Here is a 15617-nt window from a genome sequence, read left to right as displayed (position 1 = left end):
GGTTAACCGACGAGTAACATTAACGCGCTTTAATCATGCCTAGTTTGTACCGGGTATGTGCGGGTCAGTGCGATGCAACTCAGTGTTTTGAAGGTAAATGGACGCAACCTGATGCGTGGTTGCGCCGTACTCATGGTCGCTGGTGCCGCGGCGGGGTGCAGCTCCCAGGCTTCACGCTTCAACAGCGTCGATGACGTCTTTACCTCATCGACCAACAATCAGCGCGCCATCATCAACAAGCAGGATGCCGTGCAGCCCTATCCGGGCGATGTCGCGGCCGCTCCGCTCGACGGCACCCATACTCAGTCGGTCAGCCGCTCCAGTCTCGAACCGGTCTCGACGCGGCCGCTGCCTCCGCCCGTTTCTGCTCAGGCGCAGCCGGCTCCCGTGCTTGCGCCTGCTTCAAGGCCGGTGCGCACCGCATTGGCCGCGGCGCCGCATGTCAGGACAGCGACCGGCACTGCTGCTCCGTCGTCATCGCCGTTCAAGGTCGCGCAGCCTGATGCACCGCGCGTGGCCGAGGCTGGTACCCCGCATGCAACCGAGATCGTCGTCAGGGATGGCGAAACGATTTCCGGCCTGGCGCAGCACTACAAGGTGCCGGCCGACGTGATCATGAAGGTCAACGGGCTGAGCGCGACCAAGGGGCTGAAGACCGGCCAGAAGCTGGTCATCCCGGCCTATGCCTATTCGAGCAAAACCGAGCCGAAAGTCGCCGACGCCAAGCCGGCGAAGGACGGCAAGCACGACCTGCCGGCGACCGCGCCGGACAAGGTCGCCGTGCTGCCGCAGCAGCCGAAGCTCAAGGAGGGCAAGTCCGCCGCTCAGGTGGATGCTTCGGCCGCCGCAAGCCAGCCCAAGGAACCCAAGCCGCAGGTGGCCGCGGCCAAGGCGACCGGTGCCGCCGGCACCTATACGGTCCAGTCGGGCGACACGCTTTCTTCCATCGCCAGGAAAACCGGTGTCGGTGTCGTCGCCATCAAGCAGGCCAACGGCATGCAGGATGGCTTGCTCAAGATCGGCCAGACCCTGAAGGTGCCGGCCGGCGGGACCGCGACCGTCGCCAGCGCCAAGCCGGCGAAGATCGATCCGGTGACCACGGCGACCACGCAGCCCGCGGCTAAGGCGACGCCGTCGGAAACGCTGGCGTCCTACACGCCGCCGAAGAAAGATTCGAAGGTCATCCAGCAGGCGGAGTCCGACGATGCCGTCGCGCCTGACGCCACCGGCATCGGCAAGATGCGCTGGCCGGTGCGTGGCCGGGTGATCTCCAATTTTGGCGCGGGCAAGGACGGCGTCGACATCGCCGTGCCGACGGGCACGCCGGTCAAGGCGGCCGAGAATGGCGTCGTCATCTATGCCGGCGACGGCCTCAAGGAATTCGGCAACACGGTGCTGGTGCGCCACGAGAATGGCCTGGTCACCGTCTACGGCCATGCCAGTTCGATCGAGGTGCAGCGCGGCCAGAAGGTCAAGCGCGGCCAGGAAATCGCACTGTCGGGCATGAGCGGCACGACGGACTCGCCGAAGCTGCACTTCGAAGTGCGCAAGAATTCCGCCCCGGTCGACCCCTCTGGCTATCTCGAATAGTCGGGCTATCTCGAATAGAAGAAAAAAAGCGATTTGCGGGCCGCCTGACCTCCAGTCCGGCCCGCCGGCTCAGCCCGCCCGGCAAGGAGCGGGCTTTTTCAGTTGGGGTGCATCCGACAAGTTTGGCGCGCCCTTGGCGGAGAATGCAATCAGCGTCGCAGCGGTCACGCCTTCCTTCCAGTGTAGGGCGCCCCACCCACAGGCCCTGGCGGCCAGCACATTGTCCTGCGCGTCATCGATCAGGACTATGTCTGAAGCCCTGGTCTGCGCAAATTTAGTAGCAAGCTCATAGAATTTGGCGGAAGGTTTGCGATGACCAAGTGCTGCCGAATAGATGATGCCGTCCACGTGGTCAGCGAGGCGCATATCGTTCATCAGGTAGCTCGCGCGCCTGTGCTCCTGATTGGTGGCTAGAAAAACTCGCTTGCCGTCCCTTCGAAGTTCAGAAATTGCGCCGAGCACCTCCCGATCAATTCGGGAATCGTTCTCAAACCAGTATTTGATAAGGGTTTCAGCTGCGACATCAGGTGCGATGGCAGCTAACACATCGGCGAGTTCCGGCTCGAGAAGCCGCTGACCGGTGACAATCGCAGGCCAACGCGGCACGAAAAATTCGCGTTGCAGCAAGTCGAGCGGGATACCTAGGTCCTTCTCCAGATCGGTAAAGAGATGAGCGCCGTCGATTGGACGGCCGCTGACCAAAACGCCATCCACATCCATCATGATCGTGCGCATTCTTCTCCCCCGGTTTCGGGCTTGAGAATATGACGATGGGTCGAAACGGTTCCGTATCGATCCGTGGTCAAGTCAGCAACTGTCTACACATTAGTCCTTGAGCGGCCTGCCGAGCCGGCCAGCCAGGTCCTGGGTGAACTGCCAGGCGACGCGGCCCGAGCGGCTGCCGCGCGTCGTCGCCCATTCCAGCGCCTCGGCGCGCAGCGTCTCGGGATCGATGGCAAGGCCGTGATGGCTGATGTAACCGTCGATCATGTCGAGGTATTCGTCCTGCGAACATTTGTGGAAGCCAAGCCACAGGCCGAAGCGGTCGGACAGCGACACCTTTTCCTCGACCGCCTCGGACGGGTTGATGGCGGTCGAGCGCTCATTGTCGATCATGTCGCGCGGCAAAAGATGCCGGCGGTTCGAGGTGGCGTAGAAGATGACATTGGCCGGGCGGCCCTCGACGCCGCCTTCGAGCGCTGCCTTCAGCGACTTGTAGGAGGTGTCGTCGTGATCGAAGGAGAGGTCGTCGCAAAACAGGATGAAGCGGAAGGGGGCTGCCTTCAGCAAACCCATCAGCTTCGGCAGCGTGTCGATGTCCTCGCGGTGGATCTCGATCAGCTTCAGCGGCAGGTCGGACTTGGCCTTGGCGTTGATTTCGGCATGCACGGCCTTGACCAGCGACGATTTGCCCATGCCGCGCGCGCCCCACAACAACACGTTGTTGGCCGCGTAGCCGGCGGCGAAGCGCTCGGTGTTGTCGACCAGGATGTCACGGACCCGGTCGACGCCACGGATCAGGCCGATGTCGACGCGGTTGACCTTGCGCACCGGCTCCAGATAGCCGGGATCGGCCTGCCAGACGAAGCAGTCAGCCTCGCCGATGTCGGTTTCAAGCACTGGCGGCGGGGCGAGGCGGCTAACCGCCTCGATCAGCCGGTCGAGTTTCTTGTTGAGGGCGTCGATGCTGCTGTCGGTCATGTCTGTCTTTTGTTTTTCGCGGTTTTGACGTGTGGGGAGCGGGAAGCTGGCCGATTCCGTCGGGTTCGAAACCGGTTGCAACCTTTTGTTCGAGCGTGATCTTTTCCGAAAACCGGCTCGCGCTTTTCGCGATCATGCTCTAACACGGCTCAACAGGCCGGAAAAGCAGCCGATTTGGTCGGCCGCGCAGTTGCATTGACAACTTTACCGACTATATTCCGGCCAAATTTCAAGGGGCCGCCAAACTCCACAGGACGGTTGGCGGCTGTTTTCAAAATTCAGGAGTACCTCGATGTTCGTGACACCGGCATACGCCCAAGGCATCGGCGGCGCCTCTCCCGATATGTTCATCAGCATTTTGCCGTTTGTCCTGATTTTCGTGATCATGTATTTTCTGATCATCCGGCCGCAGCGCACGCAGCTGAAGAAGCGCGGCGAGATGCTGGCCGCGGTTCGTCGTGGCGACACGGTCGTCACCGGCGGCGGCTTCGTCGGCAAGGTGACCAAGGTGATTGACGACAACGAGCTCGAGATCGACCTCGGTGGTGGCACCAAGGTGACCGCGCTGCGTTCGACGATTGCCGATGTGCGCGTCAAGGGCGAGCCGGTGGCGAACCAGAACGCCAAGAAATAACCGAATTTCAGGCGGAGCGATCCGCGGATACGCTCTGACGGACGACGCCATATGCTTTATTTTTCGCGCTTCAAGATGATCCTGATCTGGGTGGCCGTGGCCATCACAGTGATCCTCGCCGCGCCCAATCTCATTCCCGCAAGCACTTTGGCGCAGCTTCCAAGCTGGGTACCGAAGCGGCAGATGACGCTCGGCCTCGACCTGCAGGGCGGCTCGCACATCCTGCTGGAGATGAATCAGAACGACCTGATCAAGGACCGGCTGGAGACGACGCGCGACGAAATCCGCACTCTGCTGCGTGACGCCAAGATCGGCTATACTGGCCTTGCCGGCACCGGACGGACCTTGCAGGTCCGCATCACCGATCCCGCTCAGCTCGACGTTGCCAAGACGGCGCTGAAGTCGCTGACCGAACCAGTCGCGGCCGGCCTGTTCACCGGCGGCTCTATCAAGGAAATGACGCTCGACGATTCCGAGCCCGGCCTGCTCAAGTTCAATGTCACCGACGCCGGCATCAAATACCGCACATCGACCGCGCTGACGCAGTCGATCGAGGTGGTGGGGCGCCGCGTCAACGAACTCGGCACGACGGAGCCTATCGTCCAGCGGCAGGGCGACGACCGCATCCTGGTCCAGGTGCCGGGTCTGCAGGATCCGCAAAGGCTGAAGGAGATCCTCGGCCAGACCGCCAAGCTGACCTTCCAGATGGTCGACCAGTCGATGCCGGTGCAGGACGCGCTCAATGGCCGTCCGCCTGCCGGCTCGACAGTGCTGTATTCGCAGGACGATCCGCCGGTTCCCTATCTGATCGAAAACCGCGTCATCGTTTCGGGCGAGAACCTTGTCGATGCGCAGGCGACATACAATTCGCAGAACAACGAGCCGGTGGTGTCGTTCCGCTTCGATTCGAAAGGTGCGGCGCGCTTCGGCCAGGCGACCGCGCAGAATGTCGGCAAGCTGTTCGCCATCATCCTCGACAATCAGGTGATCTCGGCGCCGCAGATCCGCGAGGCGATCCTTGGCGGCACCGGCCAGATTTCCGGCAATTTCACAGCCCAGAGCGCCAACGACCTTGCCGTGCTGCTGCGCGCCGGCGCCTTGCCGGCGACGTTGACGGTGATCGAAGAGCGCACAGTCGGCCCGGGCCTCGGCCAGGATTCCATCCATGCCGGCAAGGTCGCCGGCATCATCGGCTCGATCCTCGTGGTCGTGTTCATGTTCGTCGCCTACGGTTTCCTCGGCTTCCTTGCCAACATCGCGCTGGCGGTGCACGTGGCGATGATCGTCGGGCTGTTGTCGCTGCTCGGCGCGACGCTCACCTTGCCGGGTATCGCCGGTATCGTGCTGACCATCGGCATGGCGGTGGATTCCAACGTGCTGATCTACGAGCGTATTCGCGAGGAGCGACGCGCCGGACGCTCTGTGATCCAGGCGATCGACACTGGCTTCTCGAAGGCGCTGGCGACCATCGTCGATTCCAACGTCACGTCGCTGATTGCCACCGTGGTGCTGTTCTATCTCGGCACCGGGCCGGTGAAGGGCTTTGCCATCACCTACGCCATCGGCATCCTGACCACGGTCTTCACCGCCTTCACCTTCACCCGGATGCTGGTATCGATCTGGTTGCGCCGTGCGCGACCGAAGGAAATGCCGCGCGCGCCGGTCACATTCGTTCCGCCGGGCACCAAGATCCCATTCATGGGCATCCGGCGCTGGACGTTCACGCTCTCGAGCGCACTTTCGATCCTGTCCGTGGTGCTGTTCATGACCGTCGGCATCAATTACGGCATCGATTTCAAGGGCGGTTCGCTGATCGAGGTGCAGGCCAAAGGTGGCAATGCCGATCTCGCAGACATCAGAGGCCGGCTGTCGAGCCTCAACATCGGTGAAGTCCAGGTACAGCAGTTCGGTGCGCCGAACGACGTGCTGATCCGCGTCGGTACCCAGGATGGCGGCGAGAATGCCGAGCAGACGGTCATCGACAAGGTGCGCGGCGAACTGCAGGATAATTATGACTTCCGCCGCGTCGAAGTGGTGGGGCCGACAGTTTCGGGCGAACTCGCCAAGCAAGGCACGATCGCCATGTTGATCGCGCTGCTGGGCATCCTGGTCTATGTGTGGTTCCGCTTCGAATGGCAGTTCGCGGTTGGCGCCATCGTTGCGACGGTGCACGACGTGGTCATGACCATCGGCTTCTTCGTCATCACAGGGCTCGAGTTCAACCAATCATCGCTGGCGGCGATCCTGACCATTATCGGCTATTCGCTGAACGACACGATCGTGGTCTATGACCGTGTTCGCGAGGACCTGCGGAAATACAAGCGCATGCCGCTCCCGCAGTTGCTGAACAACGCCATCAACGAGACGCTGTCGAGAACGACGCTGACCTCCGTGACGACGATCCTGGCGCTGCTGGCGCTGGTGCTGTTCGGCGGCGAGGTGATCCGCTCGTTCACCATGGCGATGCTGTTCGGCGTCGTGTTCGGCACCTATTCGTCGATCTTCATCGCGGCACCGCTGCTGATCCTGTTCAAGCTGCGGCCGCAGACCACAGCCGACGAGGAGAAGCCGGTCAGCGGCGGCAAGGCGGTCGCGACCTGACGCGCGGCCCCGAGGGGGTGACAAAACGGTGACCGGCAAAGGCATCGTCATCCGCGAGGCGCATTTTCCCGGCCGCGCGCCGATCGAGGCCTACGGCAATGGCGGGTTCCGCTTTGCCGACATGTCGCATCGCGGTTCGCTCATGTGCCTGCCATCCGGGATCCATGGCTGGGAGCCGGCGGATCCCCTGGCGCTGACGGTGGCGGATTTCGACAGACTGCTGGCCGAGGCAAGCAAGGTCGAGATCCTGCTGGTCGGCATGGGCAGGGAACTCCGGCCATTGCCTGCGGCACTGCGGGTCGCGCTGAAGGCGGCAGGCATTGCGTCCGACCCGATGTCGACGGGAGCCGCGGTGCGGACCTACAACGTCCTTCTGGCGGAAGAGCGCGCCGTGGCCGCCGCGCTCATCGCCGTCGATTGACATGTCCCAAAATGCCAAAATCGTCATGGACGCGGTGCGCGCCGCCGACCATGACCGTTACCTCACAGCGCTCTACGCGCCGGCCGAAAAGCGCGACGCGCTGTTTTCGCTCTATGCCTTCAACGCCGAAATCGCAAGCATTCGCGATCGCATCCACGAGCCACTGCCGGGCGAGGTGCGGCTGCAATGGTGGCGCGATGTCATTGCCGCCGGCGGAGAGGCGGGCGCCGGCCATCCTGTTGCCGAAGCCCTGAATGCCACGATAGCAACGTACAATCTGCCGAAACAGGCCTTCGGGAACATGCTCGATGCGCGCGTTTTCGATCTTTACGACGACCCGATGCCGTCGCGCACAGATCTCGAAGGCTATTGCGGCGAGACGGCAGCCGCGCTCATCCAGCTTGCGGCGATGACGCTCGATCCCGTTGAGGCGCCTGGTTTTGCCGAGCTTTCGGGCAGGGCCGGCTGCGCGCAGGCGATGACCGGTCTTTTACTTCTGCTGCCGCTGCACCGCCGGCGCGGGCAGTGTTTTGTCCCGGCCGATATTCTGGCTGCGGCAGGCTCTTCGCCGCAAGAATTCCTCGCTGGGGACGGAGGTCCAGGCGCCAAGCGCGCGGTGGCGGCGATGATCGCGCTGGCGCGGGATCATCTTTCGGCTTTCGAACAGGGCGCATCGGCTCTGCCGGCCTCGTTGCATCAGGCATTTCTGCCGCTGGCGCTGTCGCGGGCCTATCTCACGAAAATGGAGAATGGCTCGCCGCTCGACGGCGTGACGCGGCTGTCGGCCTTGCGCCGACATTGGCTGTTGCTGCGTCGCGCTAGCAAGGGCTGGCTGGCACTTTGACGTAAACGTCAATCGTGCTAAGGAGTCCCCGAGCCAGAACTGTTGCCACAGACAACAGGGGGGCCGGAGGAGATACCCATCCATGAGCTTGCCTTTGCTGGTCGCGATCGTCGCCCTTGGCATTGCGCTGTCGGTTGCTTCAGTGCATCTCACCGGTGGCAGCAAGACGGCCACGCTTACCGGCACGGATCAGGCAATAAGCCGTTTTGCCGAGGATTTTCCCGACGAGATCGCGACGATGGTCCGCCTGACGGCGGATGCCAGGACGGCATTTCTGGATATCGAGCGAGGGCGCGTCGGCATCGTGCACAGCATAGGCGACTGCTTTTTGACCCGCATCGTCATCTCTCGAGACATCATGGCGTTGGCCGGCGACGATGCAAACACGGTTTCGTTCCGGCTTGCCGATTTCACCTGGAAGGGCGGCCGCTTCCGCTTTGCCAGTGCAGCAGATGCGCAAGGCGTGCTGAAAGCGCTCGAGCCGCACCGTTCAAATTCCGTAGGGGAGGCTGCGTGATGGACAGCTACGATTTTCCGCAAGTCACCCAGCTGGCCATCCCGTTCTTCGTCGCCGCCATTTTGATCGAGCTCTGGCTGGTGCGCACCGGCCGCGCCAAGGGCTCGTTCGAGACGCGCGACACGCTGACCAGCCTGATGATGGGCACCGGCAATGTCGTTGCCGGGCTGCTGCTTGGCGTTGTGTCCTACTGGGCTCTGCTGTGGCTGTGGCAATTCCGCGTCTTCAATCTCGGCCTGTCGGTTTGGGTGTTCCTGGCCGCCTTCCTGCTCGATGACTTGCGCTACTATGTCTACCACCGCATTGCGCATCGGGTGCGCTGGGTGTGGGCCGAGCACGTCAACCACCATTCCAGCCAGCACTACAATCTGTCGACGGCGCTGAGACAAAGCTGGACCGGTCTGTTCACCTTCATGTTCGTGCTGCAGGCGCCGCTGGTGCTGCTCGGCTTTCATCCGGCGGTGATTGCCTTCACCTTCGGCTTCAACCTGGTCTGGCAGTTCTGGATCCACACGGAGACCATCGGCAAGATGTGGAGCTGGTTCGAATTCGTCTTCAACACGCCCTCGCACCACCGCGTCCACCACGCCACCAATCCGCGCTATCTCGACGCCAACTATGCCGGCACGCTGATCATCTGGGATCGGATGTTCGGCACTTTCGTCGAGGAATTGGAGGAAGACCGGCCGCGCTACGGCATCGTCAAGAATCTGGGCACCTTCAACCCGCTGAAAGTGGCATTCCACGAATGGATCGGCATGTTCAGGGATGCTTTTGCCCCAGGGCTGACGTTGCGCGATCGCCTGAATTATCTGATCAAGCCGCCGGGCTGGAGCCATGACGGCTCGCGCGAAACCTCGGAGAGCCTGAAGGCCGCCTATGTCCGGCGAAATCCTGATGAGGCTGGCAAGCCGGGGCTACCTGCAGCGAGTGTCTATCTGGCCGCAGAGTGAAGTTAAATGCGATCTGGTGTCCATTTGACAGCATGAGGACTTGGTACTAATTTTGACTACTTAGTATTTTGGGGGTGGTGATCATGCTTCGTCTTGTATCCACTTGCTTCTTTCTTTTTGTCACAACATTGACTTACGCGGCGCCGGCCATCGACTGGTGGGTCAAGCATCCGTTCCGGTATTTCACCGAAACCACCGATTTCGACATGCAGCGCGAGGCCATGGCCGAAGTCATGACAACCCATGGCGGCGCCTTCACGGCGACGGCTGTTTCCGATCTCGAACGGCTGCTCAACGATCCGCGCTGGCTGCGTGAGTGGTACAAACAGGACGCCACGCTCTATCCAAATCCCAGGGGTGCGGGCCGTCCTGAACGCGGTTGGGCCAATCCTGTCAATCTTCGCCGCTCCACCTGCTGGGACAGTCGCGAACAGTGGCATTCGTCCTGCGCCAGCGACAGTTTCGGAACGGCGCTTCGTACCGACTACGTGCGCCCGCAAGGCCACACCGTTGTCTTCAGTGTGACGGATGCGCCGGCCGGTATCTGCCGATGGCAGGCCGCGCGGCCGATTTTCGTTGCCGGCCGCGGGCGGCTTTCGGCCACGGCGGAACAGCCCTGCGCCGCGCTCTTTGAAGCGCGCATTCCCTTCGAACCAGATATTCCGGAAGCAGCGCGCGGTGTCGATGTGTCTGTGACCTTGCCCGACGGCACGGTGCTTTCGCAGCCTGCCATCTGGGTTCGCGACCGGCTCATCGCCGGTATCGGCGACAGTTTTTCGTCGGGCGAGGGCAATCCCGATTCGCCGGTGGAGATCGATCCGCTGTCAAGACGGAGACTTCTCAACATCTCCTTCGTCTATGACTCCGATACTCAGGCGATCAAATCGGTGCCAGCCTATTCGTTGCCGGTTCGCTATCAGAATGCGCCGGCTGGCTGGCTCGACCGCAAATGCCATCGTTCGGCCTATAGCTATCATCTGCGCACCGCCTTGCAGGTCGCTCTTGCCGATCCCAAGCACAGCGCGGTGACGTTCCTCGGCTTCGCCTGCTCGGGGGCCGAGGTGACGGAAGGGCTGCTTTTTTCCTATGCCGGGGTTGAGACAGTCAACGATTCCTATTTTTCGTCCGGCGGCAAACTGCGTCGCGACTTGTCACAGATCGATCGCCTGATGATCGAACTATGCCGCGATGATCTTCTGCGCACCCATGCAAGCCGAACGGTGGCTTTCGACACGCCGCTCACCGACGAGCAAGGCCGCGCATTGCGCAGCGCCAAACTCCTCGACTGCAAACCGGGGCGGTTCCTGCGGACGATCGACATGCTGATCGTGTCGATCGGTGGAAACGATGTCGGCTTCACACCGCTCATCGTGGATGCGCTGACCAAGACAACGCCTCCATACGCAGATGTCGAGAGCAGGTTCCGCGCCAACGCCCTCGGCGCGTCAGTCATTCGAACTGTCGCGCGCATCGCCAAGGCGCATGATGTTGCCACGGCGCGAATCCGGGCAAAGGAGCTGCCGGCACGCTTTGCCGCCTTGCGAAAGGCGCTGGCGCCGCTGCCGATCGCCAGCAATGGCGGAATGCCCAACATCGTGCTGACCGCGTTTCCCAAGATCGAATTCAACCAGGACGGAAGGCTCTGTGGCGAAGCCACACCACGTGAAAGGCTTGAAGGCTTCAACGTCGGTGGGGTGCTGTCGATCGATGTGCCTACGCTCCGTCCCATCAGCGACTTCGCCAACAATGTGCTTTATCCGGCGACGCGCGACGCCGCCCGCGCTGGAAACTGGCATTTCGTCGATGCCCAGCGTGCCGCGTTCGCCAAGCATGGGATCTGTGCGCAAAAGAGCTCGTCGAGCGGCGTCACGGCCGCCGAGAGCCTGATGCTGCCCTATTATCACGCGGACGGACCGCGACCGGACAAGTGGTCGGAGTTTGAGCCGTTTTCCGCCTATCGCGACGCCGATTTCAAGGCGTCTCGCGACACGCGTGCCTATGCGCCGCGCGAGCGCTGGTTCCGCACCATCAACGACATCTGCCTCTTCGTGCAGTCCAAGGCGAGCGGCACGCCGCCGCCGCCGCAAGACTGGGCGCTGCTCGATCTGGTTGAGGTTTGCCTAGGTGGTCCGTTCCATCCGACCGCGGAAGGCCATTCCCACATTGCCGACGCTGTGTTCGCGACGGCAACCACGATGCTCAACTTGCCACGGCCAACGGTCTCGGATGTGCGGCCGCACTGAAGCGGAGGAGGGAGGGCTACTCTGCCGCTTCCGCTTGCGCCGCCAAGCCGAGCCACTGCCGGCAATCGGCCAGCGCACGTGACGTCACCGCATGCCGCTTGGCGACGGTCTTGTCCTTTCCGCGCATGCGTTTGCCCTCGATCTTCGGTGCTTCGACGGGCGGAAACAGGCCGAAATTGACATTCATCGGCTGGAAGGAGCGTTTTCCCGGTTCATCGTCCGAAACGATGTGGCCGCCGGTGATGTGGTTGAGCAGGGCGCCGAAGGCCGTGGTGAGCGGCGGCAGGGACGGTGCATGGCCAAGCCGCTCAGCGGCGGCGAAGCGTCCGGCGAGCAAACCAATCGCCGCACTTTCGACGTAGCCCTCGCAGCCGGTGATCTGGCCAGCGAAACGCAGGCCGGGGCGCGATTTCAGCTGCAGCGAAGCGTCGAGCAAGGTCGGCGAATTGATGTAGGTGTTGCGGTGCAGGCCGCCGAGGCGGGCGAAGTCGGCGTTTTCGAGACCCGGTATGGTGCGGAACACGCGCACCTGCTCGGCATGCTTCAGCTTGGTCTGGAAACCGACCATGTTGTAGAGCGTACCCAGCGCATTGTCCTGCCGCAGCTGGACGACGGCATAGGCTTTTACCGTCGGATTGTGCGCATTGGTCAGGCCCATCGGCTTCATCGGCCCATAGCGCAGCGTTTCGACGCCGCGTTCGGCCATGATCTCGATCGGCAGGCAGCCGTCGAAATAGGGCGTGCCTTCCCATTGCTTGAATTCGGTTTTCTGGCCGTCGACCAGCGCCTGCACGAAGGCGAGATATTGCTCCTTGTCCATCGGACAGTTGATGTAGTCCTTGCCGGTGCCGCCTGGCCCGACCTTGTCGTAGCGCGACTGGAACCAGCAGGTGTCCATGTCGATCGTGTCGAAATGGACGATCGGCGCGATGGCATCGAAGAAGGCGAGCGCGTCGGCGCCGGTCGCCTCCGCGATCGACTGGGCAAGCGAAGGCGCGGTCAGCGGACCCGTGGCGACGATCGCCTGGTCCCAATCCACCGGCGGCAGATCAGGCACTTCCTCGCGCTGGATGGTGATCAGCGGGTGCGCTTCGAGCTTTTTCGTCACGGCGTCGGAGAAGCCGTCTCGGTCGACGGCAAGCGCGCCGCCGGCCGGCACCTGGTTGGCGTCGCCGGCGCTCATGATCAGCGAGCCGGCCAGCCGCATTTCGGCATGCAGCAGGCCGACGGCGTTGTTTTCGGCGTCGTCGGAGCGGAAGGAATTGGAACAGACAAGCTCGGCCAGGCTGTCGGTCTTGTGCGCGTCGGTGCCGCGAACGGGCCGCATTTCATGCAGGATAACCGGAACGCCGGCTTGCGCTGCCTGCCAGGCGGCTTCGGAACCAGCGAGGCCGCCGCCGATGATATGGATGGGATTTTTGCTCATGAGCGCCGGAATAATCGCTTGGTGCAGCGATTGCAATTGCCGGGCGCGGCGCAAGGCGGAAAGCCGTGAGCGCAACCAACCCTGAAAACAACAACACCCGCCGGGGGAGGAGGTCCGGCGGGTGTCGTTTTTGGGGTCGACCCTCGGGAGGAGGTGAAGGCCGACCGTATTCGTCATCGCCGGGGAGGAGGTCGGCTTTGACGAAATTTCTTTCGCCGTTTTTAAAAGGGGCGAAACCCTTTTTTGGGAAACAACGCCCGCCGCGGGAGGAGGTGCGGCGGGCGCCGTTTTGGTGGTCAACCCTCGGGAGGAGGTGAAGGTTGACCGGATCCGTCAGGGTCGGGGAGGAGGTCGACCCTGGCGAAATTCTGGTTAGATAGCCCGGCGAGCGATGATCTTGATTTCGTCGCGGACGATACCGAGGTCATGCAGCTGGCGGTTCGAAAGGCGACCCAGCTCGGTAACCGTCTCGCGATAGACGCGCCAGTTACGATAGTTGCGGATCAGGTTCATTGTCGTTCTCTTTTCAAAACTTGTTCGGACCATTCGCGGTCCGAAGAATTAGACCGCCTTGCGAGCGACGTAAGGAATGTCGCTGCGGCTGATGCCGAGGTCGGTCAGTTCACGGTTGCTCAGGCGGCTCAGCTCGGACACGGTGTCCCTGTAGCGGCGCCAGTTGCGGTAGTTGCGGATCAGGTTCATGGTATTTCTCGTTTCGTCTTTCTTGCGGATCATTCCGTTTGTGTACGAACCATAAATAGGCGTGCCCATATCGATTTAAAAGCGCTATGGCTGCATGGCAGCAATGCAAATTGTGCAATGCAGCATTAACGCGCGTTCACGGACCTGACACAAAGAAACCCGAATCGGAAAATGCCGTTGCGTCAACGGTTTGACCGGATCGGTTGAAAAAAAGACCAAACTGGGGGGAAAGCGGCATGGCGGGTTATTCGTCGCGAGTGAAGTCGGATATCGCGCGCTGGCTGCAGGCCGGCCTGATCAATACCGAGACGGCTGATTCCCTGGCGCGGGATGTCGAAGCCAACGAGCGCAAGTCGCTCAGCTTCGGCTCGATCCTGGCGATGATGGCCGCCTTGCTGTTCGGCGCCGCCATCCTGATTTTCGTCGCCGCCAACTGGGAAGCCATCCCAAGGCTGGCGCGGGTGGCGGCCCTCTTTGCCGTCATCCTTGGCGGTTATGTCGGCGGTGCGGTGTTGAAGACGCGCGACCATGCGGCGATCGGCGAGGCGCTGTGGATCGTGGCGGCAGCGGCCTTCGGCGGCTCGATCGCGCTGATCGGCCAGATGTATCATTTTTCCGGGGACGAATCGTCGGCGGTGATCACCTGGGGCGTCGGCACGGCGCTTGCCGCGGTCGCGCTGCGCTCCAATCCCCTGACTGTCGCTTCGGTCGGCATTGCCGATGCATGGCTGTTCCTGGAAGGGTTCGATTATTTCCGGAGCAGGGATTTTCCGCACCCCTTCATCGCCATGGCCCTGGTGTTGTTCGCGATCTCCTTCTGGACCCGCAGCCAGGCGGCCCGGCACCTGATCATCCTGTCGCTGCTGTTCTACCTCGTGCTGCTGGTCACGAACCACGACACGCTGCAGGTGGCGATCCCGCTGGTCGCGGTATCGGCACTGCTGTTCGCGGCTTCCGTGTTCGCGCCGGAGCCGGTCGACAGGATCGTCCAGCTCGGCGGCCGCTTGCCGTTGCACGCTTTGCTCGGCTTCCTCACCGGACTGGCAATGATCCAGCTCGAACTGGCCAATGAAAGCACCTACAACAGCGGTTTCGCCATCGCTTCGGTCGTCGCCCTGGCCGGCATCGTCGCGGCGATCGTGCTGGCGGGACGGGAAAGCCGAGGCTTGCGCTGGCTTGCCTATGCCGGCTTCGCCTTCGAACTCGCCATTATCTATGTGGTGACCTTGCAGTCGATGCTCGACACGGCAGGCTTCTTCCTTGCGGCGGCCGTGCTGCTCGGCATTCTTGCCCTCATCATCATACGCATCGAGAAACGCATGAAGGGTCCAGCCGTTCAGGGAGCAGCAGCATGATGACCGGGAAGAGACTTGTTATCTCGGCGCTGGTGCTGTCGCTCATCCAGATCGGCTTCCTGAGCTGGATCATTGCGGGGCGGGCAGCGGTCCTGCGCAACGGCAAGGAAGTGCTGCTCAAGGTCGAGCCGATAGATCCGCGCGATCTTCTGCGTGGCGACTACATTCTCCTTGGCTATGACATTTCCCGGATACCGGTGAAGCTGATCGCCAACATCCCGACCGGAAAACTGACTACGGACGACACATCCCTTGTGGTCAGGTTGAAAAAGGGTGCCGATGGTTATTGGCTGGCAACGACAGCATGGCTCGGCCAGGCTCCATCAGCTGCCGGTCCCGACGAAGCCGATATTGTCGGCAAGGTTGCGTCCGGCTGGGGCCTTGAGCCAGATGCCACAATCGCACCGGACTACGGCATCGAGCGGTTCTATCTGCCTGAGGGCGAGGGGATGCAGATCCAGAACGACATGCGGGTGCGGCCGTTCGGGATCCGCATTGCGCTCGCCGGTAACGGCACGGCGCAGATCAAGGCGCTGATGGATGGCGACAAGACGCTGTTCGAAGAGCCGCTTTATTAGACCAATGATGTCGACCTTGATGGTCGACGCAAGCCCTCGGCAGCCCCCCTTG

General features: G+C 62.1%; 15 protein-coding genes. 10 read left to right on the top strand and 5 right to left on the bottom strand.

The genetic code is table 11. From position 1 onward, the window contains the following. The first annotated feature begins 72 nt into the window (after positions 1-72). The gene (locus BPNPMPFG_RS06600) at positions 73-1590 is read left to right on the top strand and encodes a peptidoglycan DD-metalloendopeptidase family protein (RefSeq protein ID WP_258594140.1); all 1518 of its coding nucleotides are present in this window, start codon (positions 73-75) and stop codon (positions 1588-1590) included. A gap of 69 nt (positions 1591-1659) precedes the next feature. Here BPNPMPFG_RS06600 and BPNPMPFG_RS06595 read toward each other — a convergent pair whose 3' ends face one another. Together BPNPMPFG_RS06595 and BPNPMPFG_RS06590 are read right to left on the bottom strand one after the other, a co-directional pair. After that, entirely contained in the window at positions 1660-2325 is a 666-nt protein-coding gene (locus tag BPNPMPFG_RS06595) for an HAD-IA family hydrolase (RefSeq protein ID WP_258594138.1), read from the bottom strand. Between the two features lie 90 nt (positions 2326-2415). Further along, positions 2416-3291 (bottom strand): ATP-binding protein, encoded by an 876-nt coding sequence (locus tag BPNPMPFG_RS06590; protein WP_258594136.1) that lies wholly within the window; start codon positions 3289-3291, stop codon positions 2416-2418. A 292-nt stretch (positions 3292-3583) separates the two neighbouring features. On the opposite strand from BPNPMPFG_RS06590, the gene yajC reads away from it, so the two are divergent. The 7 genes from yajC (at position 3584) to BPNPMPFG_RS06555 (ending at position 11504) form a co-directional block, all read left to right on the top strand. Next, positions 3584-3925 carry a preprotein translocase subunit YajC gene (yajC, locus tag BPNPMPFG_RS06585; RefSeq protein WP_010909882.1) on the top strand — a complete coding sequence of 114 codons (342 nt, stop codon included), beginning with the start codon at positions 3584-3586 and terminating at the stop codon, positions 3923-3925. A gap of 51 nt (positions 3926-3976) precedes the next feature. After that, positions 3977-6526 carry a protein translocase subunit SecDF gene (gene secDF / locus BPNPMPFG_RS06580; protein WP_258594134.1) on the top strand — a complete coding sequence of 850 codons (2550 nt, stop codon included), beginning with the start codon at positions 3977-3979 and terminating at the stop codon, positions 6524-6526. Between the two features lie 28 nt (positions 6527-6554). After that, on the top strand, positions 6555-6947 hold the full coding sequence (locus BPNPMPFG_RS06575) for an Mth938-like domain-containing protein (protein ID WP_258594133.1): 393 nt from the start codon (positions 6555-6557) through the stop codon (positions 6945-6947). 1 nt (position 6948) lies between these two features. After that, positions 6949-7791, top strand: a complete 843-nt coding sequence (locus tag BPNPMPFG_RS06570; RefSeq protein WP_258594131.1) for a phytoene/squalene synthase family protein — start codon at positions 6949-6951, stop codon at positions 7789-7791. Between the two features lie 82 nt (positions 7792-7873). Continuing rightward, entirely contained in the window at positions 7874-8308 is a 435-nt protein-coding gene (locus BPNPMPFG_RS06565) for a hypothetical protein (RefSeq protein ID WP_258594123.1), read from the top strand. Next, the gene (locus tag BPNPMPFG_RS06560; protein ID WP_258594122.1) at positions 8308-9261 is read left to right on the top strand and encodes a sterol desaturase family protein; all 954 of its coding nucleotides are present in this window, start codon (positions 8308-8310) and stop codon (positions 9259-9261) included. The genes BPNPMPFG_RS06565 and BPNPMPFG_RS06560 overlap by 1 nt, the downstream gene beginning before the upstream one ends. An 83-nt stretch (positions 9262-9344) precedes the next feature. Next, complete coding sequence (locus tag BPNPMPFG_RS06555) at positions 9345-11504, top strand: SGNH/GDSL hydrolase family protein (RefSeq protein WP_258594121.1); 2160 nt, start codon at positions 9345-9347, stop codon at positions 11502-11504. Positions 11505-11520: 16 nt separating this feature from the next. Here BPNPMPFG_RS06555 and trmFO read toward each other — a convergent pair whose 3' ends face one another. The 3 genes from trmFO to BPNPMPFG_RS06540 form a co-directional block, all read right to left on the bottom strand. After that, the gene (trmFO, locus tag BPNPMPFG_RS06550) at positions 11521-12930 is read right to left on the bottom strand and encodes a methylenetetrahydrofolate--tRNA-(uracil(54)-C(5))-methyltransferase (FADH(2)-oxidizing) TrmFO (protein WP_258594120.1); all 1410 of its coding nucleotides are present in this window, start codon (positions 12928-12930) and stop codon (positions 11521-11523) included. 372 nt (positions 12931-13302) lie between these two features. Then, positions 13303-13443, bottom strand: coding sequence for a DUF1127 domain-containing protein (locus BPNPMPFG_RS06545; RefSeq protein WP_019858543.1), 141 nt, complete (start codon positions 13441-13443; stop codon positions 13303-13305). Positions 13444-13491: 48 nt separating this feature from the next. Further along, positions 13492-13632 carry a DUF1127 domain-containing protein gene (locus BPNPMPFG_RS06540; RefSeq protein WP_013531315.1) on the bottom strand — a complete coding sequence of 47 codons (141 nt, stop codon included), beginning with the start codon at positions 13630-13632 and terminating at the stop codon, positions 13492-13494. Between the two features lie 236 nt (positions 13633-13868). On the opposite strand from BPNPMPFG_RS06540, the gene BPNPMPFG_RS06535 reads away from it, so the two are divergent. Beyond that, on the top strand, positions 13869-14987 hold the full coding sequence (locus BPNPMPFG_RS06535; RefSeq protein WP_258594118.1) for a DUF2157 domain-containing protein: 1119 nt from the start codon (positions 13869-13871) through the stop codon (positions 14985-14987). Next, the gene (locus tag BPNPMPFG_RS06530; protein WP_258594117.1) at positions 14984-15565 is read left to right on the top strand and encodes a GDYXXLXY domain-containing protein; all 582 of its coding nucleotides are present in this window, start codon (positions 14984-14986) and stop codon (positions 15563-15565) included. The genes BPNPMPFG_RS06535 and BPNPMPFG_RS06530 overlap by 4 nt, the downstream gene beginning before the upstream one ends. Positions 15566-15617: the final 52 nt, after the last annotated feature.

The organism is Mesorhizobium sp. AR07 (assembly GCF_024746815.1).
GTDB lineage: Bacteria > Pseudomonadota > Alphaproteobacteria > Rhizobiales > Rhizobiaceae > Mesorhizobium.
Note: the sequence above shows the minus strand (reverse complement) of the source record. Positions and strands in the feature narration are given on the sequence as shown.

What these genes read in the sequence shown, in the direction of transcription:
- secDF (WP_258594134.1), top strand. Translation starts at nt 3,977, where the DNA reads ATGCTTTATTTTTCGCGCTTCAAGATGATCCTGATCTGGGTGGCCGTG.
- BPNPMPFG_RS06545 (WP_019858543.1), bottom strand. Translation starts at nt 13,443, where the DNA reads ATGAACCTGATCCGCAACTATCGTAACTGGCGCGTCTATCGCGAGACG.
- BPNPMPFG_RS06590 (WP_258594136.1), bottom strand. Translation starts at nt 3,291, where the DNA reads ATGACCGACAGCAGCATCGACGCCCTCAACAAGAAACTCGACCGGCTG.
- BPNPMPFG_RS06535 (WP_258594118.1), top strand. Translation starts at nt 13,869, where the DNA reads ATGGCGGGTTATTCGTCGCGAGTGAAGTCGGATATCGCGCGCTGGCTG.
- BPNPMPFG_RS06530 (WP_258594117.1), top strand. Translation starts at nt 14,984, where the DNA reads ATGATGACCGGGAAGAGACTTGTTATCTCGGCGCTGGTGCTGTCGCTC.
- BPNPMPFG_RS06560 (WP_258594122.1), top strand. Translation starts at nt 8,308, where the DNA reads ATGGACAGCTACGATTTTCCGCAAGTCACCCAGCTGGCCATCCCGTTC.
- trmFO (WP_258594120.1), bottom strand. Translation starts at nt 12,930, where the DNA reads ATGAGCAAAAATCCCATCCATATCATCGGCGGCGGCCTCGCTGGTTCC.
- yajC (WP_010909882.1), top strand. Translation starts at nt 3,584, where the DNA reads ATGTTCGTGACACCGGCATACGCCCAAGGCATCGGCGGCGCCTCTCCC.
- BPNPMPFG_RS06595 (WP_258594138.1), bottom strand. Translation starts at nt 2,325, where the DNA reads ATGCGCACGATCATGATGGATGTGGATGGCGTTTTGGTCAGCGGCCGT.
- BPNPMPFG_RS06540 (WP_013531315.1), bottom strand. Translation starts at nt 13,632, where the DNA reads ATGAACCTGATCCGCAACTACCGCAACTGGCGCCGCTACAGGGACACC.
- BPNPMPFG_RS06600 (WP_258594140.1), top strand. Translation starts at nt 73, where the DNA reads ATGCAACTCAGTGTTTTGAAGGTAAATGGACGCAACCTGATGCGTGGT.
- BPNPMPFG_RS06555 (WP_258594121.1), top strand. Translation starts at nt 9,345, where the DNA reads ATGCTTCGTCTTGTATCCACTTGCTTCTTTCTTTTTGTCACAACATTG.
- BPNPMPFG_RS06565 (WP_258594123.1), top strand. Translation starts at nt 7,874, where the DNA reads ATGAGCTTGCCTTTGCTGGTCGCGATCGTCGCCCTTGGCATTGCGCTG.
- BPNPMPFG_RS06570 (WP_258594131.1), top strand. Translation starts at nt 6,949, where the DNA reads ATGTCCCAAAATGCCAAAATCGTCATGGACGCGGTGCGCGCCGCCGAC.